Source organism: Enterococcus sp. DIV1758 (assembly GCF_051711985.1).
Taxonomy (GTDB): Bacteria; Bacillota; Bacilli; order Lactobacillales; family Enterococcaceae; genus Enterococcus; species Enterococcus faecalis.
In genome coordinates this window covers 2,244,764-2,270,105 of record NZ_JBIOOA010000001.1, presented here as the reverse complement: position 1 = coordinate 2,270,105, position 25,342 = coordinate 2,244,764, and the positions used below count along the sequence as shown (strand labels likewise).

Sequence of the window (25,342 nt, the reverse complement as noted above, 5' to 3'; positions counted from 1 at the left end):
TCTTTTTGTATACCTTGGATTGATGCCGCTGATTTCCGTAAAGCTGCATCAATTTTGCTTTATGGAGGTATATTTATGTCGAAAATTGAACTAAAACAACTATCTTTTGCCTATGATAATCAAGAAGTATTGCTTTTTGATCAGGCAAATATCACGATGGATACCAATTGGAAATTAGGATTGATTGGCCGCAATGGCCGTGGGAAAACAACCTTATTAAGATTGTTACAAAAGCAGTTGGATTACCAAGGAGAGATTCTTCATCAAGTCGATTTCGTCTATTTTCCACAAACAGTTGCAGAAGAACAACAGCTCACTTATTATGTCTTACAAGAGGTGACTTCTTTTGAACAGTGGAAATTAGAACGAGAATTAACGCTTTTAAACGTTGATCCTGAAGTTTTATGGCGGCCCTTTTCTTCTTTATCAGGCGGCGAAAAGACGAAAGTTTTATTAGGTCTTCTTTTTATTGAAGAAAATGCCTTTCCTTTAATTGACGAGCCAACAAATCATTTAGATCTAGCTGGCAGACAACAAGTGGCTGAATATTTGAAGAAAAAGAAACACGGATTTATTTTAGTCAGCCACGATCGGGCATTTGTTGATGAAGTAGTTGATCATATTTTGGCGATTGAAAAAAGTCAATTGACACTGTATCAAGGGAATTTTTCTATTTATGAAGAGCAAAAAAAATTAAGAGATGCTTTTGAACTGGCAGAAAATGAAAAAATCAAAAAAGAAGTCAATCGCTTGAAAGAAACCGCTCGTAAAAAAGCGGAATGGTCGATGAACCGTGAAGGTGATAAGTACGGCAACGCTAAGGAAAAAGGAAGCGGGGCGATTTTTGATACAGGAGCCATTGGTGCCCGGGCTGCGCGCGTAATGAAGCGTTCGAAACACATTCAACAACGCGCCGAAACACAATTAGCAGAAAAAGAAAAACTATTAAAAGATCTTGAGTATATTGATCCTTTGTCAATGGATTATCAGCCAACGCATCACAAAACATTATTGACGGTGGAAGAGCTTCGTCTGGGCTACGAGAAAAATTGGCTATTTACGCCAATTTCTTTTTCAATAAACGCGGGAGAAATTGTCGGAATAACAGGAAAAAATGGCTCAGGAAAATCGAGCTTAATTCAGTATTTATTGGATAATTTTTCTGGGGATTCAGAAGGCGAAGCCACTTTGGCTCACCAATTAACCATTTCTTATGTGCGCCAAGATTATGAAGACAATCAAGGAACTTTATCCGAATTTGCAGAGAAAAATCAGTTAGATTACACCCAATTTTTAAATAACTTACGAAAACTTGGGATGGAGCGCGCTGTTTTCACTAATCGAATTGAACAAATGAGTATGGGGCAACGGAAAAAAGTCGAAGTAGCCAAATCATTGTCTCAATCAGCTGAACTTTATATTTGGGATGAACCCCTTAATTACTTGGATGTGTTTAATCATCAACAATTAGAAACGCTAATCTTATCTGTGAAGCCTGCAATGCTAGTGATTGAGCATGATGCGCATTTCATGAAGAAAATAACGGATAAAAAAATTGCCTTGAAATCATAAAAACATCTTGAAAAAGTAAAGGGAATCCTGTATAGTAATAGGGTATGTTTTAAATGTACGTTGAGTGGGAGGGGAAATCTCAACCCCATTAACCACGCACGAGAACTTAAGGAGGTATTTTCGTGGCTAAAAAAGTAGAAAAAATCGTTAAATTACAAATTCCTGCGGGGAAAGCAACACCAGCTCCACCAGTAGGTCCAGCGTTAGGTCAAGCAGGTATCAACATCATGGGATTCACTAAAGAATTCAATGCTCGTACAGCTGACCAAGCAGGCTTGATTATTCCAGTAGTAATCTCTGTATATGAAGATCGTTCATTTACATTCATTACTAAAACACCACCTGCTGCAGTCTTATTGAAAAAAGCTGCAAAAATCGAAAAAGGTTCAGGTGAACCAAACAAAACTAAAGTTGCAACAGTTTCAAGCGATCAAGTGAAAGAAATCGCTGAACTTAAAATGGCAGACCTAAACGCCGCTGACGTTGAAGCAGCAATGCGCATGGTTGCAGGAACTGCACGAAGCATGGGTATCATCGTAGAATAATTTTTATTCCACACTTACTCAAAGAAGTAGCTTCTCAGTTCGTTTCATATTTAAAGATATGAAAGACGTGGGAGGTACAACCGTTATAACCACAATCAAGGAGGAAACAAAATGGCTAAAAAGAGCAAAAAAATGCAAGAAGCATTGAAAAAAGTTGATGCTACAAAAGCTTACTCAGTTGAAGAAGCAGTAGCTTTAGCAAAAGATACAAACATCGCGAAATTTGACGCAACAGTTGAAGTTGCTTACAAATTGAACGTTGACCCTAAAAAAGCAGACCAACAAATCCGTGGAGCAGTTGTGCTTCCAAACGGAACTGGTAAAACACAAACTGTTTTAGTATTCGCTAAAGGCGAAAAAGCTAAAGAAGCTGAAGCTGCTGGTGCAGATTTCGTAGGCGACGACGACATGGTTGCAAAAATCCAAGGTGGATGGTTCGACTTTGACGTAGTTGTTGCGACTCCTGACATGATGGCTACAGTTGGTAAATTAGGCCGTGTCTTAGGACCAAAAGGTTTAATGCCAAACCCTAAAACTGGTACTGTAACAATGGACGTTACAAAAGCTGTTGAAGAAGTTAAAGCTGGTAAAGTAACTTACCGCGTTGACAAAGCTGGTAACATCCACGTACCAATCGGTAAAGTTTCATTTGATAACGAAAAATTGGTTGAAAACTTCAACACAATTAACGACGTATTATTGAAAGCTAAACCATCAACTGCTAAAGGTCAATACATCAAAAACATTTCAGTAACAACAACATTTGGACCTGGAATCCACGTTGACCAAGCTTCTTTCTAATTTGAAAGAAAATAATTAAAAAATTCTTGACTCACTCACTTACCCTATGGTAAAGTGAGTGAGGTTAATAATTAACTGTACCGAAGACAGTAGGTGACGCAAGTCTTAATTTCCTACCGAGGACAATTGTTGAGTTATATACAATTCGGTCCCTCTATGTCTACGGTGGCATGGAGTTTTGTTGTTTTACACGACTTTTTGATAAAAAGCCGATGTAAAACAATACTTGGCGAACGAAGTGAGCGAAGTTTCATTTGATTCTTCTACTTTACATATCGTAAACCAGTACAACTCCACCATCAAAATCAGGAGGTGAAATAAATGAGTGAAGCAGCAATCGCTAAAAAAGAAAGCCTAGTTCAAGAAGCCGCTGAGAAATTTGAATCAGCAGCATCAGTTGTAATCGTGGACTACCGTGGATTAACAGTAGAAGAAGTCACTAACTTACGTAAACAATTACGTGAAGCAGGCGTAGAAATGAAAGTCATCAAAAACTCAATCCTTTCTCGTGCAGCTAAAAAAGTTGGTTTAGACGGCTTAGACGAAGTCTTTACAGGCCCAACTGCTGTCGCATTCAGCAACGACGATGTAGTAGCACCAGCTAAAATCATCGACGAATTTGCTAAAGATGCAAAAGCATTAGAAATCAAAGGTGGCGTCATCGAAGGAAAAGTTTCTTCAGTGGAACAAATTACTGCGTTGGCAAAACTACCAAACCGCGAAGGTTTACTATCTATGCTGTTATCTGTATTACAAGCGCCAGTCCGCAACGTGGCTTACGCTGTCAAAGCAGTGGCAGAGAAAAACGAAGAAGTTGCTTAATTGCAGTCTAATTCAAACAAATAAAAAACAAACAATTTTAATTTAAATGGAGGAAATTCAAAATGGCATTAAACATTGAAAACATCGTTGCTGAGTTAGAAACAGCAACTATCTTAGAACTAAGCGAATTAGTTAAAGCTATCGAAGAAAAATTTGACGTATCAGCAGCAGCTCCTGTAGCAGTAGCTGGACCAGCAGCAGGTGGAGCAGCAGAAGAACAAACTGAATTCACTGTTGAATTAACAGCAGCTGGCGATCAAAAAGTTAAAGTTATCAAAGCAGTTCGTGAAGCAACTGGCTTAGGCTTGAAAGAAGCTAAAGCTGTAGTTGATGGCGCTCCTGCACCAGTTAAAGAAGGCGTTTCTAAAGAAGAAGCAGAAGCTTTAAAAGCTGCTTTAGAAGAAGTTGGCGCTTCAGTAACAGTAAAATAATTATATCGATTTTTAATAGGCTGAAAACCTTGGTGCTAAAGGTTTTTAGTCTTTTTTTATTTTATTGACCATACTTTTGACCATACTTTTCAAAAATTTAAATAGGCTGCAAATTTATCGGCAGACCTTTCTTTTTGTTTTTTAGTTACATGTGTGTAAATATTCATTGTTGTGTGAATATCTGAATGTCCTAGTCTTTCCTGTACTTCTTTAACAGATAAGCCAGCTTCAAATAATAAACTACAATGTGTATGCCGAAATCCGTGTATTGTAATGTCGTTAAAATCATATTCTTTACAGATCCGAGACAAAACGGCATTTGGTCGGGTTATATCGATGTAGTTATTATTTTTAGAAGAAAAAATTATTTGTTCCTTTGTTTTAACATGTTGACCATGTATAAGTAAATATCTTTTTTGTTGAGTTTGCCAAGCCCTCAAAGTATTAAGCGTTTCATCATCCAGTGAAATTTTTCGGTTAGATGTATCTGTCTTAGGGGGCGTGGTGACTAATTTATTATCTGAATTTCTTACGACTGTTTTATTAATCTCAATCGTTTTATTAAAAAAATCCACATCATCCCAAGTTAAAGCTAAAGCTTCTCCTTTTCGCATTCCAGTAAAAGCTAGAATCCTGAATAAAGGATAAGTTAAAGGAAATTTGTCTTTTTGGCAGCATTTAAGAAAATTTTGTAATTCTTCTTTTTCGAAGTACTTTATTTTATCTTTTTTACGTTTTCGATCACCTTTTGAAAAAGTCACTTCTTTCATGGGATTATCTTTAATAAGCTTCATCTTTTTCGCATAATCAAAAACTGCAGATGTATAACTCTTTAAAGCTTTGTAGGTAGAATATTGCTCTTTCCATTTATTAATAGTTTCTTGGCAGTAAGCTATGTTATAGCTTTGGATTTTTTTATTTCCGAAATAAACTGAAATGTTTTTATCAAATAAAAACTTAACACGTAAATAGGTGCTTTCTCTTACCGTAGGTTTGTATTGTTCCATCCACATATCTTTTACCTGCGCAAAAGTATAACTAGTCTCTTTCAATAACTCTTTATCTGTAGCTAGAACTTCTAGCCTCGCAAGGGCAATTTTTGCCTCTTTCTGCGTTCGAAACCCTCTCTTGGTTGTATACCTCTTTTTTCCAGTTAATGGATCAATTCCAAGGTACGTCTTGAAATACCACGCTTTCTCACCATTTTTCTTTTGATACTGTTTTATCATTGCCATGCGTAAAACCCCTTTCAAAAACATATGTTCTTATTTTTAGAAAAATTAATAGTTCATGTAGCGGTCAAGATACCAAGGAAGGCCGTAGAAATTTAAAATTTCATACTTGGTAGGTTGATACAATTCTTTATGAGAACCATCTACAGTTAAATTGGTTGCAAAGTAGTCCGCTTCTTTTTCTATCTTCATTTCAGAAACAATTGAATTAGCCGAAAGTTGGGGCGTGCATTCATTTGGGTGAAGTACACAATGTCCCAACTCATGACGGCAAACATAATACAATTCTTTTTCTTCTAAAGAATCGTTTAAATGGATAATTTGCACTCTTCTTACTTTATTGTAGTAGCCAAGAATCTCTCCTAATGGTTCATGAAGTATGATAATATTTTTTCTTTTTGCAATTTTAAAAGGGTCTCGAGTCCCATATTCTTCAACTAAGTCATGAATTTTTTGGTCGATAAAATATTCATACATAGAATAGCCTCCTAATTTCTGTATTTCTTCGGAGTGAAGCGTTTTTTAGCCTCAATTTTTGCAATTCTAAGAGAATTCTCCAAGGAAGCTATCAGCAACTCGTGCGTCTCTTTGTCAATTTCTGCGGTTTCTTTGGAAAATGCAAGAGCCCCAGCATTTTTTAAGTCCTCAATCATTTCTTCCAATTCTTTGGCTATATCTTTTTCGTCTTTATCTGTTAAATCATAGTAACGACGTTTTTCTGTTCGTCCTAAAAGATAGTCTGTTGAGACATCAAAGTAGTCGGCTACTTTTTTTAGTTTGTCAACGCCTGGCGTACGAGTATCCCACCTACTTATGGTACCGTTACCCAAATCTGTTTTTCTTTCTAATTCAGACATTGTAATTCTTTTTTCGTTACAAAGCATTTTTATTTTTTCTACTAAACTCATATATACCAGCCTTTCTAAGGCCTACAAAAAATGTTTAGCATAAACGCAAATAAAACTGTTGACATTTTGCTTATATGCTATTATACTATGTTTTGTAAGCAAGTTATTTACGGCATACAAAAAAGATAAGCAATAATACAATTGTCTCCCCAGACATCAGTAAAGCTCACTTTTTGTGTGCTGTATTTCTTATGCTTACATAATAGCATATACGCAAATTGATTGCAAACTATTTTGCGTATAAATTTAGCACAAAAACTAAAATAGGAGGGAACCACAAATGTCATTAAAGAAACAAGTCGCACACGCTCTGATTGATAAAGATTGGAGCCAACGAGAACTGGCACGTCAAATGGATATTTCGATGGCATATCTTCAAGATATTTTATTAGAAAATCGTAAGCCAGTTGAACGTTTAAAACAAATTGAAGAGCTTCTTGATATTAAATTAGAAACAAAACAGGAGGTGTAGTTTATGCATCTAAACATACCTGATGAGGTAATTCAAAATGAACTAGCTAATAATATCACCTTTGTAGTTTTAAAAGAGGTTGAAAAACGTTTGAATTTGTTGACTATGGTTATTGAATTACCGCCTTATCCAAACAAATCTCAGGTAAAGAAGATTTTAGAAATCGGTGATGAAAAATTAAGCAATTGGATTTCAAAAGGCTTAAAAGTGCAGCAATGGAGTAATCAGGATATTCGGATTGAACGATCTGAATTACAAAGATTTCTAAAAGAAACTTTTGAAATTTAAAGGAGGAAAGAAAATGGAAAATCTAGTAATTACGAAAAACCAACAAGCAGTAACAACTAGTTTACAAGTCGCAGAAACGTTTAATAAAAATCATCGTGATGTTTTAGCAGCGATTGATGATTAAAAGAGGGGGTTGCGGAAAATTACGCAGACCTATTTTACGAAGATAGCTATATTCATCCACAAAACAAACAAAAATATAGACAAATCATTATGAACCGTGACGGATTCACACTGCTAGCAATGGGATTCACTGGTCAAAAAGCTCTTAAGTTCAAACTGAAATACATTGAAGCTTTTAACCAAATGGAAAAAGAAATTCAACAGCCTAAATTACCAAACTCAAAGCGAGAATTAGCTTTACTAGCTTTATCAGCAAACGAAGAAACAAACGAACGTGTAGATGTAATCGAAAAAGAAGTAGCTGACTTAAAAAATAATCAAAAAATAGATGCAGGTGATTATAGCTATTTATCACGACGAGTTCATCAGAGAGTTGCAGAAGTGGCAAGAGGATTTGGAAAAATCACAAAAGAACAGCGTAGCAAGCTATACAAAGATATTAATTCAGGCATTAAGCAAATTACTGGTGTAGGGTCTCGCTCCCAATTAAGAGAAAAACATTATGAAACCGTAATTGAATATATCAACGATTGGGAACCGTCCACAGCAACAAAAACAGTTGTAAGACAAATGAGTTTAGACTTAAACGACATAGCATAGGGAGGTTAGCATGTCCTACAACGAAGAACAGCAAAAATGGATATATGAACAAATTCAAGCTGAACGCCGCATGATTCAAATAGACAGAGAAGCATTAAAGAAATCTGGCAGACTGACGGATAAGGAATTAGCAAGGATGCAGAACGAGTTGGAATTTTTACGTGAAATGGAGCTTGAAAATAGAGTTCAACGATTATGAGGAGGAATTTTTAAATGAAGAAGAGAAAAGCAATTAACTTAAGACATATTGCCATGTTACTAATTATGTTTGGATTTGGATTGATCGTAGGAATGGATATCCCGCCAAAGTTTCAAGTGTTGTTTATTATCGTTTCTATGGTTTGGTTCTTAGTTTACGACCATGTGATTGAGAGCGGATGGAGAAAGGTGAAGTCGAATGGATAAAGTAATGGATGAACTATTGAGAGAACAGAAAAAAACAAACGAATTGCTCCAAACTACTGAGAATAGCTTAGAGCAAAAGTGTGGCCTTTGTGATGAATATGCAGACTTAGAGTTAGATAATGGGAATTTTATATGTGATACATGTGCTCAAATTGTCGGCGAAAAAGCCGAAATGTAAAAAATTATATACGACTCCAGATGTCAACAAAACTTTTAGCATCTATTTCTAATTCCATTATTGATTCACTCAGTAACGGTTGCGCTTCAATTAATTTTCCGTTTTGTAAATTTAATACAGCAAAATTAGAATTTTGTTCTAATGGAAAATTTTTGTCAGAAAGTTGCATTAATGTGAGTGTTGATTTTATATTTCGTTGAGTAATCTTAGAGTCCGAGTCTTTCTTTTTATAATAGTTTTTCACATAATATTTTTTCCCATTTACAATTAAACCTAACTCCGGTGAACTACCAACAAATAGTTCATCAGATAATTTCCAAAAAGCTTTTCCACAGGGAAAATATTCTACGTTATTTTTATTTATGAAACGAATATATGAATTTATAAGACTCGTGTAGTTTTTAACCTTTTTTTCATCTACGGTAGAAAGTAAATTTTTCAAGTTTTCAATAGGAATATTATTTTCATGAATTCGTTTAATCTCATCTCTTAAAGGTTTCCAATAGTCTATTGAAGGGTGATAATCCGGTGAATTTTTAATTTGTCTAACATAGTTAATACGAGCGCTTGTGCTTACTTTTGATGAATAAGTTAAAAACTGAGTTAATGAAATATTTATTGTAATAAAAACCATCTCCTTTAATTAAATCAGCAGGCCACTTGCTGATAAATAAAATTATACCAGAGAAAGGAATAAAAAGAATGACGCGTAAACAAAAACTAAAGCAAACGAAAAAGCTTGCTGATTTATGGTACAAGCAACAAAAAAATAAAATATACATTGCGCAACAAAAAGAGCGCAGAGGTGTCGCATGACGACAAAAAAGCGACTTAAGCCGGCAAGCAATAAGTCGCATACAAAAATAATACTAGGAAAATTATATCACAGAAATGAGGTCTTGTGAATGAATCGCAGTGAAGCAGATGCATTAGATCGATTTTTAACGGAACCGAAAGAAAAGCCACATAAGGAAACTTACGAAAACGATCCAGTGGATACCACTGACTACTTCGGCAATGAAATTGCTGATGAAGACGGTGTGTTTGAGATAACTTTTGCAATGAAATGTCTTTATACAGGACAACCAGTACTCACTTGTAAAAAAATTGCTACACAAGATACAATCGTTGATTTGATAGAAGAATTAGGCGAAGAAAACGTGTATTTAATTGAATATGTGAGTTCAGGAAAAAGATATAAGGAGGGCTTATTGAATGACTGAAGCAACCAAAACAGATTTTTCTAAGTTGAATGTTTATCAAAAATTAGCGTATGTGAGACAAAAAGCACCATATATTCAAAAAAGTAAACGTGGCCAGCAGTACAGCTATGTGGGGTCAAGCGATGTACTATCCGCATTAAATACAGTCATAAATCAAGTTGGATTAATTTTGAAGCCAGAAATTGTTGCTCATCAAGTTCGGGAATCACAAGATGAGGTATGGAAAGCGGATAAAGTAAAGAAAGAGCCTGTAGCCAAAAAACGTACAACGTATTTTACAGAGCTAGAGTTAATGATGACATGGATTAATATTCATAATCCTTCTGAGATTGTTGCTTGTTCATGGTATAGCCAAGGAGTAGATATTGAAGGAGAAAAGGGTGTAGGAAAAGCACTAACGTATGCGGAAAAATATTTTTTATTGAAATTTTTTAATATCGCAACAGATGATGACGATCCTGATAAATACCAAAAAGAACAGCTAAAAAATACTGCAATTACTGAACGGCAAATTGATATGTTGAACGCATCAATTAGTAGAGTAGCCGAGCTGGCAGGGCAAGAATTTGAAGCTGTGAAATCGTTAGCTATAAATGATTCTGATTTGAATCCTAAAAAAGCATTTGAAGAATATAGTGCTTATGATTATGGTGTTATTTCTAAATTGCTTGCGAAGTGGATAAATTTTTATGAATCTAGGCAGAAGGTTCAAGAAGATAAGAAGTGATTGAATGATTGGAAAAATCATAAAACACAAAGGAAATAAATTGGCGATTGAGTTTGAGGATGAAATCAACTCGAATTTCCTCAAACTCCTAGCTAACAACGATGACAATTTAGTAAAAGTTGAACTATTAGATAATCGACAAATGTCTCAAAAACAGAATGCACTTTCTCACGTTTTAATAGCTGATATAGCTCGTTGGAGTTATGACGAACCCAAATGGATAGAGGAAGTTTTAAAGTATTACTACGAAGCTAAAAGCGGTGTGTATTTTGAACACAGTAAAGCTACACGACATGAGGCAACAGAATGGATTAGTTTTTTAATCGAATTTATTTTGAAAAACGATGTACCACTAGAAAAGAGATACCAATACTTGCTTGAAAATAACAAATGGTTTTATTACTGCCTGAAATATCGTAAGTGCTGTATTTGTGGGAAACATGCTGATATTTGCCATATAGAAGTTGTCGGCATGGGGCGAAATCGTCAAAAGATTAATCACGAAACATTTACTTTTTACGCTGGTTGTCGTCAACATCATCAAGAAGAACATCAGATAGGAACTAAGAACTTTTTAAACAAGTATCAAATTAAACCAGTAAAACTAAACGTTGAAGAACGTAAGAAGCTAAATATAGGAGGATAGAACGGTGGCTGAAAGAAGAATGTTTGCAAAGACCATCATTGATAGTGATGCATTTTTAGACATGCCACTGTCAACTCAATCTCTTTACTTTCATTTGTCAATGCGAGCAGATGATGATGGATTTATTAATAATCCTAAAAAAATCCAACGAATGGTTGGGTGTGGAGATGATGATTTAAAACTATTAATAGCCAAAAGATTTATTTTAGTTTTTGATAGTGGAGTTATTGTTATCAAGCATTGGAAGATTCATAACTATATTCGAAATGATCGATATAAACCAACTCTTTATCAAGAAGAAAAGGCTGAATTAGTAGAAAAAAATAGTAAGGCATATACCTTTAAAACCGAGGTTTTAGAGAGTGAAAGCCATCTTGGTATACCAGATGACAACCATGTTGGATACCAAATGGATACACAGGTTAGGTTAGGTAAGGATAGGTTAGTTAAGGATAAAAAAAAGAATAGTGTTGAGCCAAGTTCAACCATGTCTGAATTATTTGAAAAAGTTTGGAAAACATATCCGAAGAAAACCAATAAGAAAAAAGCCAAAGAGCAATTTTTAAAGAAATTTAAGTCAGAAGAAGATTTGGACCAGTTCAAAAAAGGATATAAAGATTATCTTAAGTATATCAAATTAAACGACTGGTATCATCCACAAGAATTGTTCCGCTGGATACGTGATGAACGTTTTAACGATGAATACGACTTGTCTGAAACGACAACGCAAGCAAGATATACGAATCCTCCAGTTAGACAAGAGCAATTACCAGATTGGGTAAATGAACCAAAACAAGAAGAGGAAAAATTATCACCAGAAGAGCAAGCAGCTCTAAAAAGACAAATACAAGAATTGTCGGGAGGAGAGTAAATCGTGATTGAAATGAAGGTACTTGATTATCGAATTACTAGTGATGATAAGCAAGTAATCGTAAATAAAGCGAGACGAAACGAACACGGAGAGTTAACCATTTTGACTGACAAAGACGGTACACAAAAAGAATCACTCGCTTTGATTGGTTATTATGGCAATTTAAGCAAGGCTCTCGTCGCAATAGAACGCGATTATGTGCTTTCTAGTGGTAAAACAATACAAACAGTCAAAGAATACAAAAAAGAGCTAGAATCGATTCACAGCAAGCTAAAACGTGAATTAGATTTCGGGGAGGAATTTTAGATGAATGAATTAGTTAAATTAGTGGAAGAATGGGCGAAAGAAAAGCGTTTAGATAAAGCAGAATCTGAAAAGCAAATGCTAAAAGTGATTGAGGAAGTCGGAGAAGTTGGCGCTGCATTGGCAAGAAACAACGAAAACGACCTAAGAGATGGTATTGGGGATGTAGTTGTTACGTTAATTATTCTCGCTATGCAAAATAACATGGACTTATACGAATGCTTAAATCAAGCATATAGCGAAATCAAAAATCGCCAAGGGGAAATGGTAAACGGAGTATTCGTCAAAGAAGCCGATTTGTAAGGTTCGAGGTGGAAGAGATGCGAATTATTCTACCGATTGAACCTAAGCCACAAAGTCGCCCAAGATTCGCAAGGCGTGGAAATTATGTTCAAACATACGAAGATAGCGCTATGAAAGAATACAAAAATCAAGTGAAGAATTATCTTCGTAAATCAAGAGCAAAGTTGATTGAAAAAGGGCCAATTTCCGCTCATGTGACGTTTTACATCCATACGCCTAAATCTGCCTTAAGTAATAAACAGAAACGCTTAGAAGTGGAATTAGAGCGGAAATATTGCGATAAAAAGCCTGATTTGGACAACTATTTTAAAGCAGTCACAGATGCTGCTGAAGGCATTTTGTACAAAAATGACGGTCAAATAGCTGTGATGGTTTGCCAAAAGCTCTATAGCTTAAACCCACGAACAGAAATTGAAATCATGAGATTGGAGGGGGAATAATGGCAAACAATATACTCAAAGCAAAAAAACAAGCCATTCGACATAAAATTCTTTCTCTGACAGGCGACGACGATACTTGGATGAACAATCCAGAAATCGTGAGAGAGGTCCAGCGGTTGTCTACGTTATTAAATTCTGATCGCATAGGTGATAAGCGACCGTTGCCAAGGCTAGATCCTGATAAGCTGACGAAAGAAGAATACCAACGCTTATTGGATTTGGGCTATCAAGTAAAAGACATTAAGAAAGCCCTAGGGCTAGGCACAACAACCTTTCAAAATTGGCGAATGGCGAATGAAATAGAAAATAAAATTAATAGAAAACAAAATAACAAAGTAGAGGAGACAAAACACATGAAATTTAACATCAATACAGCAAGTTTATTATTACCAGGAACATTTGGAGCAGAAGGAAAAGAGTGTATTACGATTTCAAAAAGTGGACTAGCTTTAAGCGGTCCAGTTGTGAGACGACTAAATAAACCTGAATGGGTCCAATTATATTTAGATGAATCTAGATTAGCATTGTTCGTCATTCCGTGTGAAGCGACAGACGAAGGCGCTAGAAGTTGTGTAAATCCTAAATCAAACAGGAAAGCAGGTTACCGTAAAAGCTGGTCAGGTAGCATTTTAGAGAAGGTAGCTAAAGCCAGTGGAATGGATATTGAAAATTATCGTTACCATGTTGAACCAGAAGGAGTAGAAGGGTATCCGACAGCATTAGGCTTTGATTTAACAAAGGCGGTAAAAAATTAATGGGTAAAAAACGTTCGAAGATAAAAAAGAAAAACCGCAGGCTAAAAGAAAAAGCTATTGCAAACGGCACATACAGTAAGCGAGGTAAAAACGATGACGTGCATAAAATGCAAGGGAGAACGGGTTGTCTGGACGAAGGACAAATACGGACATGCGAAAGCTAAACCATGCCCAGTATGTAATCGTGAAGGAAATAACGTCAGGAACGAATTAAAAACACTAAGAAAATAACAGAGGAGGTATGGAGGTTTGGTCGACCACAAAGAATTCTTTACTCCTTTGAAATTATGCAGAGAGAAACGAAAATACAATTATTTAACGATCATTTTCAAAATTATAAGCGATATGGAATACCAAAAGCACAGTTGGTCATAGCAGACATTCCTTATAACCTAGGCAAAAATGCATATGCATCAAGCTCGGCATGGTATGAGGGTGGGAAAATTGAAAATGGAGAATCGGATAAAGCGAATAAAAGTTTTTTTGATACCGATGAAAATTTCAGAATATCAGAATTTATGCACTTTTGTTCAAAAATGTTAAAAAAAGAACCGAAAGAAGTAGGGAAAGCGCCAGCTATGATTGTGTTCTGTGCCTTTCAACAGCTTCAAATGGTGATTGATTATGGTAAAAAGTACGGCTTTAACAATCATATTCCACTAGTTTTTATTAAGAAATCCAGTCCTCAGGTACTAAAAGCAAATATGAAAGTTGTAGGAGCTACAGAATATGCGCTCGTTCTTTATAGAGAAAAACTTCCGAAATTTAATAACGACGGCCGTATGGTTCTAAATTGGTTTGAATGGGAAACGGATAACAGCTATCCAAAAATACATCCGACACAAAAACCGATACCCGTTATTAAACGGTTGATTGAAATTTTCACAGATTATGGGGATGTTGTAATAGATCCATGCGCTGGTAGTGGCTCTACGCTTAGAGCTGCGGCAGAACTCAATAGAAATGCTTATGGCTTTGAAATAAAGAAAGAGATGTACGAAGTTGCACAGGAAAAAATGTTGTCAAATATCCCAATGGGGCTATTTATATGAACTGGAGAACAGCTGTCATTATTTTAGAAAGTGAGTGAAGAAGATGATTCCAAAGTTTAGAGCGTGGGATAAGCGTAGTAAAGAGATGTGGAAGGTGTCTACTTTACACATTGAAGATGAATATGCAGATCTATTCAAAAAAAATATATATGAAAATCCTCTTAATGATCAGTGGGCAAAGTTTGAAGATATAATCCTTATGCAATCAACAGGATTGAAAGACAAGAACGGCGTTGAAATTTTTGAGGGTGATATTGTTCAGTATCGTGATGGAGAATATAGCTACCTGGGTATCGTGAAAAGAGACTGTTATCAATTTTTTATCGATGGAATAGAACCAGATGACAGCTATGATTTTATTGATGTTTCTAATACCTTTGACGGAACTAGTTCATTAGAAGTTATCGGAAATATCCACGAGAACCCAGAACTATTGGAGGTCGCAGAATGAGTAAAAAAGCCGTTTGGTTATCAGATATTGAATTCATTGAGATGAATAGTAGCGATTGGGAAAGATTGGAAAGTGAAGCATTTGAACCAGATGAAAGTGTGCAGGCGCAGCTCAACGAAAGTCAGCAGATTGTGCTGGATTGGTTGAAAAATGACATGCTAGATAACTCAGATTTTTACAACACTTTATACTCTTCTAGGAAATTGTACGTTGTTGGAGAGCCATATAGAAAAGAAAATATAGCATTCATGAAATTAGGAGACAAAGAATTAGCACAAGTTATCCAAGCATTTAGCCAGTGGGCCTTGGAACAGGAGGAATTATGATGTTCAAATGTGTGGCTGTAGTAAATGATTCGACAGGTGAACTCGCATATATACTAAGCGACTATATTTCGAGATTCCCGTCAAAGGTACCTGTATATGCAACAAATATTGAACAGTTAAAACAATATGGAGAATTTGGCGAGAACGAATTATATAAAGTGGAAACGTGCGATGGTTTTTATCATATCGTAAGCTCAGAAAAATATTCGTTTATTTTCGATGAACAGGAGGAAGGATAATGGGAGAAATTGCAGAAATGATGTTGGAAGGTGTCTTATGTGCAAGTTGTGGTGTATTCCTTGATGTATATGGGAATGGCTATCCTGAATATTGCGAGGATTGCCAAGAGCAAATAATCGAGGGGGAACGATGATGAAAAAAAGTGGTCTCAAAATCGGAGAAATTGAGTTCTCTGAAGTTCACTCAGGTGGTGAATCAAGCATTTTTTTCAGTGTTTTAGATGGAGAGTTAGCGATATGTACAACGAATTCAGCAGATGAAAGTCAACATGATTTTACCATTCCTAAAAATGAGTGGGAAATTATTAAGAGAGTTATTGATATAAATTTGGCGTAGGAGGAAGCGGAATGAAACAAGTAAAAATAAGCTATAAAGATTTAGCTGTAATAATTGAAAGCATCTATTACGGAGAAGATGAAGATGTATCTGATACTGAGGACTTATTGAAATATTTGCGTAATAACGGACATCTGTCTACTGTTTTAACAGTTTCAAGAGGGATTAGCGATGAATAAACGTCAAAAAAATAAACAATTAAAAAAATGGCTAATTAAAAACGGGTATCCAGACAAAAAAGTAAAACTTTATTGTGTAGAATGCGACAACAGATTAAGTCTTAAAAATGAATACCATAAAAGATATACGGTATGTAACGAATTGTGCTATATGCACAGTGTGGGATTTAGTTTGAGTGATTTTCTATGAAAGAATGGAGAAACATCGATGAATAAAGACCAGATTTCACAGATTAAAAGTATTGCAGAAGAACAACTTGAAAACTTGACTGCAGATGATTGCGGGGCTGATTGGTATTTAAAACAAATAATCGAATCTGCCAATGTGATTTTAGCCGATGGATATTAGGAGGTATTGAAATGAAATATAGATGCATAGAAAGTTTTTCAGTGTCAAGATCAAACGAGACAGAAAAAGAGTTCAATATCGAAAAAGACAGCGTGTGGTCGACAGAAGAACCAATCGAAAATAACACTGTAGATGTCTACTTGTTTAATAGCAGTGGTGAATGGTTAGATATAAATCGAGAACTTTTTGATTTGATGTTTGAGGAGGTAGCGGAATGAAATTTTACGAAATTAAAGAACCTTATTATGCATTAATTGCTGCTGAAGATGAAAAACAATGTTTAAAACTTTACAAGGATATTGTTTGCGAAGTAGAAGACGAAAAAGAATTTTTTGATGATATGAAAACAATTGATAAATATGAAGCGTTCAAAATGCTTGCTAAAAGTCATACTGAAGAGGGTGACAAGACTGGCGCAGAAGAAGCTTTCAATCAATTAGAAAATCTTGAAGAAAACGGCGAAGTATTGTTAATCGATGGTAGTTTGCTTTAGGAGGGAAACAGCGATGAATAAACAAATAGAAACAGCAATGAATAATATTTACAAATTCACTATTGTTGAAGAGGACGGAAAAAATAAGGTTCATGCGCCAAAAATGGACTTGCCCGAATGCGTAAAAGAGCGTATTAAGTTCTTTGGAAAATATGCTGAAGATGGACTGAGTTTTCTAGGATGCGTTGAGTTGATTATGGCAGAAGACGAAGAAAAATTAAAGCAAGAATTTGAAATTGGTTCCTATGAAGACTACTTGCCTGCAAGCGAAGAATTCAAACAATGGCGTGATGAAATAGCTTTACGTAATTTACATCAGATGGAAATTGCCGTGGCCTTAATTTATGGATTAGGAGATGGCAATGATGAATAAACAAGAATGTCAAATATGTGACAAAAATCATTTTTTAGAAGACAGCTGTGGCGGGAAATGGAGTCTAAAAGACGACACGCTAATAATCAAACAAAGTTTTCAAGAATACGCAGGTGGTCCCTTTGTCGAAGAAATTGTAACGCAAAAAATAAACTATTGTCCGTTTTGCGGGAAAGAAATTAGGAGTTGGTGGAGATGAATAAACAAGAATTGATTAGAGAGCTAAAAGAAGAAAAGAGAAAGATTGAATGGAAAGAGGATAAGTATGAGCTTCATAATGCTGCTTCAGGTGGAAAAGAAAGGGCATATAGTCTTGCAATTGACTTGGCAAAGGAACTAGACGAACAGATAAAAGTCGTTGTTCCGAAGTTTGTTGCGGAATGGCTTGATAAACATAAGTATTCCACTGATATAATTGATCTCTTTTTAAGCGTTGAGTACGCAACTGATTCAGATGGATTTATTGCTGAAAAATGGGATTACAGCGAAGAATTTTATGATTGGTTGAGTGATAATGCAGATACACTGTTTACGTTGTGTGATGCAGTACGGTACGGATACGAAGTCGAGAAAGAGCAATTGTATTATGTGAAGTTGCCTGGTGTTGGTTATTTGAATAATGCAGACGGTGGGATAAAGCATACAGAGAAAGAAATTAAAGCTATCGACAAGCGTTACTGGCCGTTTGCTGTGAAAGTTGATGGTGAATAGATGAAACGCAACTGGAAAAGAGCAATAAATAAATTTAGTGGCATTGCAATAATGATACTTGTAGCAAAAGCAACCGTGAGCCATTTCGTGTATGGAAATGACATAACAAGCAGTGACCTTGTTTATTTCCTTTCATGCTCGTTTGTTTTGGGATTAGGGCTATATTTAGGAGGTTCAAGTGTATGAGTTATCTAGAAGTTTATATCATAGGAAGGCAAGTCGATGGAGTATATGTTGAATACTTACATGGAGCAGAGCAAGCCGATTTATTTTTCGATTATACAATTGCTCGCGATGAAAGAAATCATATGAATAAAACCAATATGAAAGATGGCGAATGGAAAATTTTGAAATATGGTAGACCGATAACGATGGAGGTGTGACGTGGGGAAGAAAAAATCAAAAATTAAAAAGAAAAAGCGTCGCTTGCAAGAAAAGGCAATTGCAAACGGCACTCAAAATTCTAAAAAATAAAAAAGTCGGAATCGCTCCGACCAACCATATCGATATTATAACATAAAAGGAGCGATTTAACTTGATTCAATTGTTAAAAGAAGTTGATTTCAGTCAGACTAGAGCCAATGCGAGAGCCGTGTTGAAAAATTTTAGACGTTTGGACCGAATAGCTGGTCGTTCCTTAGTAGATGTTCGGTCGCCAATCATTACAGACATGCCCAAAGGTATAACGCATGGCAACAAAGCAGAAGATGCGTTGATCCAGATGATTGATGTCGAAGTAGAGCGTGATGCAATCCTAACGGCTTTGATGTCATTAAGCATAATAAGTCGTCAAATTCTTCACTACAGTTTCTGTGTGCAGGACCATTACTCTAATTACAAAATCGCCAGAGAAATTGGATATTCTGAAAGAAGTATTCAAAGAATGAAATCAGAAGCTTTGATTGAATTTGCTGAAGCTTATCGAAATGGAAAAATAATTGCCTATAAATAAAATTTTGGCGGTTTTTTGGCGGAAAATTGGCGGTTTTTATACGAATTTTAGTGCTAATATAGTAATATCGAAAGTCAAAGAAATGGACACATTACACAACGCTTTCTGGTTTAGTCACCGTTTGATTTGACTTTCGATGGTCACTTGCAGACTTACGTTCTCAATAAAATGAAGTGAGGTGAATAACCTCCTCTTTTTTCTACAGGTTTGCAAGTGACACAAATAGTTGCTAGGGATGCAGTAGTAACTACCTGATTCATACTAGTCGAGGTTAGGTATATTGCTCTATCCCAGCATATGACGATAAGAACATTAACCAGATCTCTGCGGCAGCTGCTTACGCACGAGAGCAATTCCTAAACTCATAGAGTAGCAGCTAGGTACGTTTAGGATAAACTTAATCAATTGTTTTTGCTGGTGTTTGATTGATTGGTCACTGTGGTGGAATATAGACCATACAAGGTGCAAATCCTTGCCAGTGACATAATCATTTTAGCCGTGAAAGTCTGCGAAAGCTACGTCCTGATGGGAAAACATTCTGACGAGAGTGTGTAAAGGTTAATTTGGTTTATTAGCAATTGCTAGGAGGTAGCTCCTTCTGGTATGGCGTGTAGCTCAATTGGTGAGAGCGGTTGATTTTTAATCAAGTACATGCAGGTTCGACTCCTGTCACGCCGATAAGTAGCAAATGCTACTTAAATAAAAAAATCGTCAATAAGTCAAATGTAACTACCTTTACGATCAGATGACGGTTAAGATTTTCCCTCCTATCTTAGGCTGCACTTTCACGGTGCAGTCTTTTTGTATACATAATTTTAAAGGAGTAAAACAATGCATATTAAAAAAATGAAATTATCAGATTTAAAAGTAGCAGAATATAATCCAAGAGTTAATTTGAAGCCAGGGATGCAAGAATACGAGAAGCTAAAACAATCTATCTTAGAATTTGGTTTTGTTGATCCGCCTATTTACAATATTCAAACAGGTAACCTAGTTGGTGGGCATCAGCGTGTCGCTGTCGCCAGAGAACTAGGCTTGTTTAATGAAATAGAGGTATCTGTTGTAAATTTACCTCTCAATAAAGAAAAAGCTCTCAACGTTGCTCTCAATAAGATTTCTGGTCAGTGGGATGAAGAAAAACTTTATGTTTTATTAAACGAATTAGATGATGAAACTGTTAGTTTGACTGGTTTTGACACTGAGGAAGTAGACAGTTTGCTTGATTCTTTCAATTATGAGGAAGATATTGAGAAGCCGATTATTGAAGATGATTTTCAAGTTAATGAGTTTATAGAAAATCATCCTGAAGCTAAAACTAAAATGGGCCAATTATGGAAACTAGGGAATCATTATCTATTGTGTGGTGACGCTACAAAAGCTGCGGATGTTGAAAAGTTGTTACAAGGGAAAAAAGCAAATCTAGTTGTGACTGATCCACCTTACAACGTAGCTGTGAAATCTGAAAATAAAGAATTAAACGAATCCGGCCGGGAAAAAATTATGAACGATGATATGAGTGATGAAGAATTCAATCAATTTTTAACGGCAGTATTCAATAATTATGCAAACGCTATGGAAAATGATTCGGCAATTTATGTATTTCATGGCTCGTCTTATCAACGTGAATTTGAAAATAGCATGAATGCTGCTGGTATAGTTGTCCGTTCACAATGTATATGGGTAAAAAATAATGCTACGTTTGGGTGGAGTCAATATAGATGGCAACATGAGCCAATTTTCTATGCTCATAAGAAAAAACAGGCACCTGCCTGGTACGGTGATAGGAAACAAACGACCGTTTGGCAAGATGATCTGATGGAAGATTTGCCAGCAACGATTTGGAAAGTACCTAGAGATGATGTATCAACTTATTATCACCCTACACAAAAACCGTTATCACTTATTGCAATACCAGTTCGAAACAGTTCAAAAAGACAAGATATTGTTTTAGATCTTTTTGGTGGATCAGGCAGCACATTAATGACCTGTAATCAGTTAGACCGTAGATGTTACACACTTGAATTAGATCCGTTATTCTGCGATGTAATTATTGAACGTTTTGAAAAATCTACAGGTATTGCTGCAGAACTTATTGATAAGTAAAAAAGAGACAAGTGCGCTAACACTTGCCTCAATTCAACGAGATACGAATACCCCGAAGACACAGAGAATTCCCACGCGTGGATTTTCGACACCCTCCGTGTCTTTTAGCATTATATAATAGTGCGAGGTATTCTACAATGGAAACATTTGATTATGAAGTTCAACAAGCTTTAGAAAAGCAAAAGATTGCAGAAGAAAACAACAAGATTATCAGGGCTGCAAAGGCTCAATGGATAAGTAACTTTAAAGCAGGTCATATCAAATTGAACACAGTTAAAGACTTGAAAGACTTGATTGAAATAGAAAGTCATTTGAAAGAACTATGATTTTAAATATAGAAAACAAAACTCAATTAATAAGTATCGTGAGGTGGTGTTTTATGTCGCATGAATAAAAAGGAACAAGCAAAGAAATATTATGAAGAAGGTTGGAAATACAAGGATATTTCTGAAAAGCTTTCTGTACCTCTCAACACATTGAAGTCATGGAGAAAACGTGATAAATGGGAAAGAGGGGGTGCAACCAAAGAGGTGCAACCTACAAATAGGGGTGCACCACAAGGCAATCAAAATGCCATAGGTAACAAAGGAAATAAAAGTGCCTCACCGCCAAAAAGAAATAAGAATGCGGTAAAAACAGGCGAATACGAAACAATATTTGCCGATATGTTATCTGATGAAGAAAAGGACATCTATTCTAATCTGAATGATGATCCTTTTTTTATTTTGGAGGAAGAAATAAGAATCCTAAAAATTCGTCAATATAGAATGCTTAAACGCATCAAAGATGCAGAGGCAGGCTTAAACGACGAAGAAGTTGAACGTTTGCAGCAGCTTCGGAAAGTTAAAGAGCCATCGGTAATTGATGGGAAAATGGTTACTGTTAAAAGAGAAGTTTTGAAAGATGTACAAATAACTCGTAAGACATTTAGAAAGTTAGATGACATCTTAGCAATTGAAGATGCGTTAACTCGTGTTAGCAATCAATTAATAAAGGCGATTAAACAACAAAAAGAACTTGCTATGAGTGATAGTCGTATTTCGCTACTAAATGCACAGGTCGCAAAAATAAGACAGAATACTGATGAGACAGAATCTACAGAGTCTAAGCTTGATGAATTGATGTCTATGATTAGTGGTGAATTAAATGAGTCTTAATGATGTTTATACTAATCGACAGATTGAAGTGTTAAAAGAAACTATCAATAAAGATTGGTTCATTACTCTTTTACACGGAGCTAAACGTTCTGGTAAAACAAAAATCAATAATGATTTATTTTTATTTGAACTGAGACGTGTGCGTAAAATTGCAGATGAAGAAAACATAAAAGAACCAATGTATATATTGGCTGGTGTGTCTAGTTCAACTATTCAAAAGAATATACTTCAAGAGTTATACAATACGTATGATATTGAACCTAAATTTGATAAACATGGTAATTTTAAATTATTTGGTGTTAAAGTCGTACAGGCCTATACAGGTAATATCGGCGGCGTTGGTTCTATACGTGGTATGACAGCATATGGAGCTTATATTAATGAAGCTTCACTTGCTAAACAAGAGGTTTTTGCAGAAATAGTTTCCCGTTGTTCAGCGACTGGTGCACGTATATTAGCTGATACAAATCCAGACAACCCCGAGCATTGGTTGAAAAAAGAATATATAGATAATTCAAGTAAAAGTATTCAATCATTTCATTTTGGTTTAGACGATAACACATTTTTAAGTGAAAGATATAGAACGAACATTAAAGCTAGCACACCTAGTGGAATGTTTTATGACCGAGATATAAAAGGTTTGTGGGTTTCTGCCGATGGGGTCGTATATAAAGATTTTGATGCTAACAAACACTATATTGATTCATCAGATTTGCCACCATTAGCAAAATATTATTGTGGAGTTGACTGGGGCTATGATCATTGGGGGTCAATTGTAGTTATAGGAGAAACAGAAGACGGAACTGCGTATTTAGTTGAAGAACACGCCTCTCAATATGAGGAAATTGATTATTGGGTTGGTATTGCAAAAGAAATTCAAGCACGATATGGCGGGAGAATTCCTTTCTATTGTGATTCGGCTCGTCCAGAACACGTATCTAGATTTGTAAGGGAAGGACTAAATGCCATCAATGCTTTTAAAGCTCGCTTATCTGGTGTCGAATCAGTAGCGAAGCGGTTCAAAACGAATAGATTATATATTTGTCGAGACAAAGTTAAAAAGTTTAGAGATGAGATTTATCAATATATATGGAATAAAAAAACTGGCGAGCCTATTAAAGAATTCGATGATGTTTTAGATTCATTAAGGTACGCTATATATTCCAACGAAGTATATTCAAATACATCATTAGAAGAACGAATGGATGCAGCAAAATTCTTCTTCGGATAAAGAAAGGGATGAAAAAGTGAATAAAAAAAATGAAGTAACGTTTTTAAGGAATCACAGGTATCATAAAGATGCGAATGCGGTTTTTAGAATGTCTCAAGAAGATTTTGATGATATTGATTTTGAAAAAAAATCATGGATAACGCGTTTAGAAAAGTTCGTAAATCGTCATATTGTTGAACAAGTACCACGTTTACGAGAACTCAAACGCTATTATTTAGCAGATAATAATATTAAATATCGACCTCCTAAAACTGATGAATATGCTGCCGACAATAGAATAGCAAGTGATTTTGCTAGATATATCACTATTTTTGAGCAAGGTTATATGTTGGGACAACCTGTGCAGTACAAAAACGAAAATGATGAACTGCAAAAAAAAATCGATGAATTCAATAAGCAAAACAACGAAGCCTATCACAATGTACTTATCAAAACAGATTTGTCAATCTATGGCAGGGCCTATGAGTTAGAAACAATTGCTTTACAAGAGGAACAAGCGTTTGTAAAACTAGTTAAATTAAACCCAGAGCAGACATTCATTGTTTATGATGATACGACTGATAGCAATTCTTTATTTGGTGTTTATTATTATTCAATAGATTATGGCGATGGGGTGCGTAAGGATTTTATAAACGTTTATACATCTGACATGTTATACATCTATGTTAATGATAACCAGAATGAAAAGGGATTGACATTATTAGACTTTGAAGATTATGCATTTGATGGAGTTCCTATTAATGAATTTGCAAATAATGAAGACCGTACAGGTGCATACGAACCTGTTTTAGATTCAATTGATGCTTATGATTTGTCTCAATCTGAGTTAGCTAATTATCAGCAGGACACAATGGACGCTATTTTGCTTATCAAAGGAAACCCATACACAGGTACTGCTCAAAATGACTTAGATGAAGATGGTAATATTGTTCCTAATTCACGGTTAGCTGTTTCTTTAGCTTTCAAAAAAGCAAGAATAATGATTTTAGATGATAATCCAAATCCCAACGGATCAGAACCTGATGCAAAATATCTCATAAAAGAATATGACTCAGAAGGTGCAGAAACTTATAAGAAAAGATTGGTTAATGATATTTTACGATTTACTTTTACACCAGATACATTGGATGCCAATTTCAGTGGTACACAATCAGGTGAGAGTATGAAATACAAGTTAATGGCTGCGGATAATCGGCGGGTTATGCAACAACGCTTATTTGAAAAAGGATTGATGAGACGATTACGACTAGCTATTAATATTTGGCGAATAAAAGGGAACGATTCAACAGCGTATAATGATATTAACAATACGAATATTATATTTACTGCGAATGTTCCTAAATCAGACAATGAGGTTGTTTCATTAGCTAGTCAATTAGTTGGGCAAGTTTCAGATGAAACATTATTTGAAATATTGTCTACAGTGACGGGTGTCGATCCCGATGTCGAACTAAAACGTATTAAAGAAGAAACAAATGATAAGCCAGAACCACGAAGACCTGAAGTGAATAAGAATGAAACGGGGAATGAAGACGATGAACGAGAAGCAGCTAAAAGAATTAATGAAGATGAATGAGAATAATCAAACACTTGAAGCTACATTTTTCGAAACGCAAAGAAGTTTAGAATTTATTGCTAAGCAGGGGAAATATCTTTTTGATAAATGTTTAGATGAGGGGTTTAATGAAAATCAGGCTTTAAGATTCACTATTGGCATTCTGACTGGCGTTTCAAATTAAGGGGC

The 25,342-nt window shown here is 35.5% G+C and carries 43 protein-coding genes, 1 tRNA gene, 1 pseudogene and 1 other annotated feature; of the genes and pseudogenes, 41 read left to right on the top strand and 4 right to left on the bottom strand.

Annotated features, from left to right (window positions below; translation table 11 throughout):
• Positions 1 to 75: 75 nt before the first annotated feature.
• From lsa(A) to rplL, 5 genes are all read left to right on the top strand, one after another.
• Positions 76 to 1,572 carry an ABC-F type ribosomal protection protein Lsa(A) gene (lsa(A), locus tag IGJ52_RS11020; RefSeq protein ID WP_438792112.1) on the top strand — a complete coding sequence of 499 codons (1,497 nt, stop codon included), beginning with the start codon at positions 76 to 78 and terminating at the stop codon, positions 1,570 to 1,572.
• Between the two features lie 122 nt (positions 1,573 to 1,694).
• Entirely contained in the window at positions 1,695 to 2,117 is a 423-nt protein-coding gene (gene rplK, locus IGJ52_RS11015) for a 50S ribosomal protein L11 (RefSeq protein ID WP_002356424.1), read from the top strand.
• Between the two features lie 111 nt (positions 2,118 to 2,228).
• Entirely contained in the window at positions 2,229 to 2,918 is a 690-nt protein-coding gene (gene rplA / locus IGJ52_RS11010) for a 50S ribosomal protein L1 (protein WP_002356425.1), read from the top strand.
• Positions 2,919 to 2,980: 62 nt separating this feature from the next.
• Positions 2,981 to 3,110, top strand: a sequence feature (ribosomal protein L10 leader region).
• Between the two features lie 129 nt (positions 3,111 to 3,239).
• The gene (rplJ, locus tag IGJ52_RS11005) at positions 3,240 to 3,740 is read left to right on the top strand and encodes a 50S ribosomal protein L10 (protein WP_002382518.1); all 501 of its coding nucleotides are present in this window, start codon (positions 3,240 to 3,242) and stop codon (positions 3,738 to 3,740) included.
• A 62-nt stretch (positions 3,741 to 3,802) separates the two neighbouring features.
• Entirely contained in the window at positions 3,803 to 4,171 is a 369-nt protein-coding gene (rplL, locus tag IGJ52_RS11000; protein ID WP_002382519.1) for a 50S ribosomal protein L7/L12, read from the top strand.
• Positions 4,172 to 4,260: 89 nt separating this feature from the next.
• Here rplL and IGJ52_RS10995 read toward each other — a convergent pair whose 3' ends face one another.
• From IGJ52_RS10995 to IGJ52_RS10985, 3 genes are read right to left on the bottom strand one after another with little or no spacing between them, the layout of a single operon-like run.
• Positions 4,261 to 5,406 (bottom strand): tyrosine-type recombinase/integrase, encoded by a 1,146-nt coding sequence (locus tag IGJ52_RS10995; protein WP_438792111.1) that lies wholly within the window; start codon positions 5,404 to 5,406, stop codon positions 4,261 to 4,263.
• Positions 5,407 to 5,451: 45 nt separating this feature from the next.
• Positions 5,452 to 5,880 carry an ImmA/IrrE family metallo-endopeptidase gene (locus IGJ52_RS10990; protein ID WP_048943812.1) on the bottom strand — a complete coding sequence of 143 codons (429 nt, stop codon included), beginning with the start codon at positions 5,878 to 5,880 and terminating at the stop codon, positions 5,452 to 5,454.
• Between the two features lie 11 nt (positions 5,881 to 5,891).
• Entirely contained in the window at positions 5,892 to 6,311 is a 420-nt protein-coding gene (locus tag IGJ52_RS10985) for a helix-turn-helix domain-containing protein (protein ID WP_048943813.1), read from the bottom strand.
• 280 nt (positions 6,312 to 6,591) lie between these two features.
• Here IGJ52_RS10985 and IGJ52_RS10980 point away from each other — a divergent pair, with 280 nt between their 5' ends.
• The 6 genes and pseudogenes from IGJ52_RS10980 to IGJ52_RS10955 all read left to right on the top strand — a co-directional run bounded on the left by IGJ52_RS10980 (position 6,592) and on the right by IGJ52_RS10955 (position 8,377).
• Positions 6,592 to 6,783, top strand: coding sequence for a helix-turn-helix domain-containing protein (locus IGJ52_RS10980; RefSeq protein WP_010815583.1), 192 nt, complete (start codon positions 6,592 to 6,594; stop codon positions 6,781 to 6,783).
• Between the two features lie 3 nt (positions 6,784 to 6,786).
• Positions 6,787 to 7,071, top strand: a complete 285-nt coding sequence (locus tag IGJ52_RS10975) for a hypothetical protein (protein ID WP_438792110.1) — start codon at positions 6,787 to 6,789, stop codon at positions 7,069 to 7,071.
• A 13-nt stretch (positions 7,072 to 7,084) separates the two neighbouring features.
• A pseudogene (locus IGJ52_RS10970) lies at positions 7,085 to 7,794 on the top strand (Rha family transcriptional regulator).
• Positions 7,795 to 7,804: 10 nt separating this feature from the next.
• Positions 7,805 to 7,993 carry a hypothetical protein gene (locus IGJ52_RS10965; protein WP_104876173.1) on the top strand — a complete coding sequence of 63 codons (189 nt, stop codon included), beginning with the start codon at positions 7,805 to 7,807 and terminating at the stop codon, positions 7,991 to 7,993.
• 14 nt (positions 7,994 to 8,007) lie between these two features.
• Positions 8,008 to 8,199 (top strand): hypothetical protein, encoded by a 192-nt coding sequence (locus IGJ52_RS10960; protein ID WP_104876172.1) that lies wholly within the window; start codon positions 8,008 to 8,010, stop codon positions 8,197 to 8,199.
• Complete coding sequence (locus IGJ52_RS10955; RefSeq protein WP_438792109.1) at positions 8,192 to 8,377, top strand: hypothetical protein; 186 nt, start codon at positions 8,192 to 8,194, stop codon at positions 8,375 to 8,377. The genes IGJ52_RS10960 and IGJ52_RS10955 overlap by 8 nt, the downstream gene beginning before the upstream one ends.
• 4 nt (positions 8,378 to 8,381) lie before the next feature.
• Here IGJ52_RS10955 and IGJ52_RS10950 read toward each other — a convergent pair whose 3' ends face one another.
• Positions 8,382 to 9,011 carry a hypothetical protein gene (locus IGJ52_RS10950; RefSeq protein WP_428212799.1) on the bottom strand — a complete coding sequence of 210 codons (630 nt, stop codon included), beginning with the start codon at positions 9,009 to 9,011 and terminating at the stop codon, positions 8,382 to 8,384.
• 271 nt (positions 9,012 to 9,282) lie between these two features.
• Between IGJ52_RS10950 and IGJ52_RS10945 the strand changes: the two genes are divergently transcribed.
• The 30 genes from IGJ52_RS10945 (at position 9,283) to IGJ52_RS10800 (ending at position 25,337) form a co-directional block, all read left to right on the top strand.
• Positions 9,283 to 9,600, top strand: a complete 318-nt coding sequence (locus IGJ52_RS10945; protein WP_438792108.1) for a hypothetical protein — start codon at positions 9,283 to 9,285, stop codon at positions 9,598 to 9,600.
• Positions 9,593 to 10,327, top strand: coding sequence for an ERF family protein (locus IGJ52_RS10940; protein ID WP_002381724.1), 735 nt, complete (start codon positions 9,593 to 9,595; stop codon positions 10,325 to 10,327). Before IGJ52_RS10945 ends, IGJ52_RS10940 begins: the two co-directional genes overlap by 8 nt.
• A 4-nt stretch (positions 10,328 to 10,331) precedes the next feature.
• The gene (locus IGJ52_RS10935) at positions 10,332 to 10,973 is read left to right on the top strand and encodes a putative HNHc nuclease (RefSeq protein ID WP_438792107.1); all 642 of its coding nucleotides are present in this window, start codon (positions 10,332 to 10,334) and stop codon (positions 10,971 to 10,973) included.
• A 4-nt stretch (positions 10,974 to 10,977) separates the two neighbouring features.
• Entirely contained in the window at positions 10,978 to 11,844 is an 867-nt protein-coding gene (locus IGJ52_RS10930; RefSeq protein ID WP_438792106.1) for a DNA replication protein, read from the top strand.
• A gap of 12 nt (positions 11,845 to 11,856) precedes the next feature.
• Complete coding sequence (locus tag IGJ52_RS10925; RefSeq protein WP_438792188.1) at positions 11,857 to 12,150, top strand: hypothetical protein; 294 nt, start codon at positions 11,857 to 11,859, stop codon at positions 12,148 to 12,150.
• The gene (locus IGJ52_RS10920) at positions 12,151 to 12,450 is read left to right on the top strand and encodes a MazG-like family protein (RefSeq protein WP_438792105.1); all 300 of its coding nucleotides are present in this window, start codon (positions 12,151 to 12,153) and stop codon (positions 12,448 to 12,450) included.
• 8 nt (positions 12,451 to 12,458) lie between these two features.
• Positions 12,459 to 12,890 carry a RusA family crossover junction endodeoxyribonuclease gene (locus tag IGJ52_RS10915; protein ID WP_002357351.1) on the top strand — a complete coding sequence of 144 codons (432 nt, stop codon included), beginning with the start codon at positions 12,459 to 12,461 and terminating at the stop codon, positions 12,888 to 12,890.
• Complete coding sequence (locus tag IGJ52_RS10910) at positions 12,890 to 13,645, top strand: hypothetical protein (protein WP_438792104.1); 756 nt, start codon at positions 12,890 to 12,892, stop codon at positions 13,643 to 13,645. Before IGJ52_RS10915 ends, IGJ52_RS10910 begins: the two co-directional genes overlap by 1 nt.
• Positions 13,646 to 13,932: 287 nt before the next feature.
• Positions 13,933 to 14,697, top strand: coding sequence for a DNA-methyltransferase (locus tag IGJ52_RS10905; protein ID WP_010785682.1), 765 nt, complete (start codon positions 13,933 to 13,935; stop codon positions 14,695 to 14,697).
• A 43-nt stretch (positions 14,698 to 14,740) separates the two neighbouring features.
• Positions 14,741 to 15,148, top strand: coding sequence for a YopX family protein (locus tag IGJ52_RS10900; protein ID WP_438792103.1), 408 nt, complete (start codon positions 14,741 to 14,743; stop codon positions 15,146 to 15,148).
• Complete coding sequence (locus IGJ52_RS10895) at positions 15,145 to 15,474, top strand: hypothetical protein (protein ID WP_438792102.1); 330 nt, start codon at positions 15,145 to 15,147, stop codon at positions 15,472 to 15,474. Before IGJ52_RS10900 ends, IGJ52_RS10895 begins: the two co-directional genes overlap by 4 nt.
• Positions 15,474 to 15,713 carry a hypothetical protein gene (locus IGJ52_RS10890; RefSeq protein ID WP_438792101.1) on the top strand — a complete coding sequence of 80 codons (240 nt, stop codon included), beginning with the start codon at positions 15,474 to 15,476 and terminating at the stop codon, positions 15,711 to 15,713. Before IGJ52_RS10895 ends, IGJ52_RS10890 begins: the two co-directional genes overlap by 1 nt.
• Positions 15,713 to 15,847 carry a hypothetical protein gene (locus tag IGJ52_RS10885; protein WP_258079978.1) on the top strand — a complete coding sequence of 45 codons (135 nt, stop codon included), beginning with the start codon at positions 15,713 to 15,715 and terminating at the stop codon, positions 15,845 to 15,847. The genes IGJ52_RS10890 and IGJ52_RS10885 overlap by 1 nt, the downstream gene beginning before the upstream one ends.
• On the top strand, positions 15,847 to 16,050 hold the full coding sequence (locus IGJ52_RS10880; RefSeq protein ID WP_070416183.1) for a hypothetical protein: 204 nt from the start codon (positions 15,847 to 15,849) through the stop codon (positions 16,048 to 16,050). The genes IGJ52_RS10885 and IGJ52_RS10880 overlap by 1 nt, the downstream gene beginning before the upstream one ends.
• Positions 16,051 to 16,061: 11 nt before the next feature.
• On the top strand, positions 16,062 to 16,229 hold the full coding sequence (locus tag IGJ52_RS10875; RefSeq protein ID WP_438792100.1) for a hypothetical protein: 168 nt from the start codon (positions 16,062 to 16,064) through the stop codon (positions 16,227 to 16,229).
• 208 nt (positions 16,230 to 16,437) lie between these two features.
• On the top strand, positions 16,438 to 16,578 hold the full coding sequence (locus tag IGJ52_RS10870) for a hypothetical protein (protein ID WP_267579858.1): 141 nt from the start codon (positions 16,438 to 16,440) through the stop codon (positions 16,576 to 16,578).
• A gap of 11 nt (positions 16,579 to 16,589) precedes the next feature.
• Positions 16,590 to 16,796 (top strand): hypothetical protein, encoded by a 207-nt coding sequence (locus tag IGJ52_RS10865; RefSeq protein WP_438792099.1) that lies wholly within the window; start codon positions 16,590 to 16,592, stop codon positions 16,794 to 16,796.
• Positions 16,793 to 17,071: a hypothetical protein gene (locus IGJ52_RS10860; RefSeq protein WP_438792098.1), complete on the top strand. Its 279-nt coding sequence runs from the start codon at positions 16,793 to 16,795 to the stop codon at positions 17,069 to 17,071. The genes IGJ52_RS10865 and IGJ52_RS10860 overlap by 4 nt, the downstream gene beginning before the upstream one ends.
• A gap of 13 nt (positions 17,072 to 17,084) precedes the next feature.
• Positions 17,085 to 17,444, top strand: a complete 360-nt coding sequence (locus IGJ52_RS10855; protein ID WP_438792097.1) for a hypothetical protein — start codon at positions 17,085 to 17,087, stop codon at positions 17,442 to 17,444.
• On the top strand, positions 17,437 to 17,643 hold the full coding sequence (locus IGJ52_RS10850) for a hypothetical protein (RefSeq protein WP_438792096.1): 207 nt from the start codon (positions 17,437 to 17,439) through the stop codon (positions 17,641 to 17,643). Before IGJ52_RS10855 ends, IGJ52_RS10850 begins: the two co-directional genes overlap by 8 nt.
• A complete protein-coding gene (locus tag IGJ52_RS10845) occupies positions 17,640 to 18,155 on the top strand; it encodes a DUF1642 domain-containing protein (protein ID WP_438792095.1) in 516 nt (171 codons plus the stop codon). Before IGJ52_RS10850 ends, IGJ52_RS10845 begins: the two co-directional genes overlap by 4 nt.
• A gap of 182 nt (positions 18,156 to 18,337) precedes the next feature.
• Complete coding sequence (locus tag IGJ52_RS10840; protein ID WP_438792094.1) at positions 18,338 to 18,538, top strand: hypothetical protein; 201 nt, start codon at positions 18,338 to 18,340, stop codon at positions 18,536 to 18,538.
• Positions 18,539 to 18,690: 152 nt separating this feature from the next.
• Positions 18,691 to 19,107, top strand: a complete 417-nt coding sequence (locus IGJ52_RS10835; RefSeq protein ID WP_105467867.1) for an ArpU family phage packaging/lysis transcriptional regulator — start codon at positions 18,691 to 18,693, stop codon at positions 19,105 to 19,107.
• 604 nt (positions 19,108 to 19,711) lie between these two features.
• Positions 19,712 to 19,785, top strand: a tRNA-Lys gene (locus IGJ52_RS10830).
• Positions 19,786 to 19,938: 153 nt separating this feature from the next.
• The gene (locus IGJ52_RS10825) at positions 19,939 to 21,210 is read left to right on the top strand and encodes a site-specific DNA-methyltransferase (RefSeq protein WP_438792093.1); all 1,272 of its coding nucleotides are present in this window, start codon (positions 19,939 to 19,941) and stop codon (positions 21,208 to 21,210) included.
• Positions 21,211 to 21,347: 137 nt separating this feature from the next.
• Positions 21,348 to 21,536 (top strand): hypothetical protein, encoded by a 189-nt coding sequence (locus IGJ52_RS10820; RefSeq protein ID WP_002389167.1) that lies wholly within the window; start codon positions 21,348 to 21,350, stop codon positions 21,534 to 21,536.
• 60 nt (positions 21,537 to 21,596) lie between these two features.
• Positions 21,597 to 22,367: a phage terminase small subunit gene (terS, locus tag IGJ52_RS10815; protein ID WP_438792092.1), complete on the top strand. Its 771-nt coding sequence runs from the start codon at positions 21,597 to 21,599 to the stop codon at positions 22,365 to 22,367.
• Positions 22,357 to 23,598, top strand: coding sequence for a PBSX family phage terminase large subunit (locus IGJ52_RS10810; RefSeq protein WP_010708419.1), 1,242 nt, complete (start codon positions 22,357 to 22,359; stop codon positions 23,596 to 23,598). The genes terS and IGJ52_RS10810 overlap by 11 nt, the downstream gene beginning before the upstream one ends.
• Entirely contained in the window at positions 23,573 to 25,174 is a 1,602-nt protein-coding gene (locus IGJ52_RS10805) for a phage portal protein (RefSeq protein WP_438792091.1), read from the top strand. The genes IGJ52_RS10810 and IGJ52_RS10805 overlap by 26 nt, the downstream gene beginning before the upstream one ends.
• Entirely contained in the window at positions 25,134 to 25,337 is a 204-nt protein-coding gene (locus IGJ52_RS10800) for a hypothetical protein (RefSeq protein WP_010708421.1), read from the top strand. Before IGJ52_RS10805 ends, IGJ52_RS10800 begins: the two co-directional genes overlap by 41 nt.
• The last annotated feature ends 5 nt before the right edge of the window (positions 25,338 to 25,342 follow it).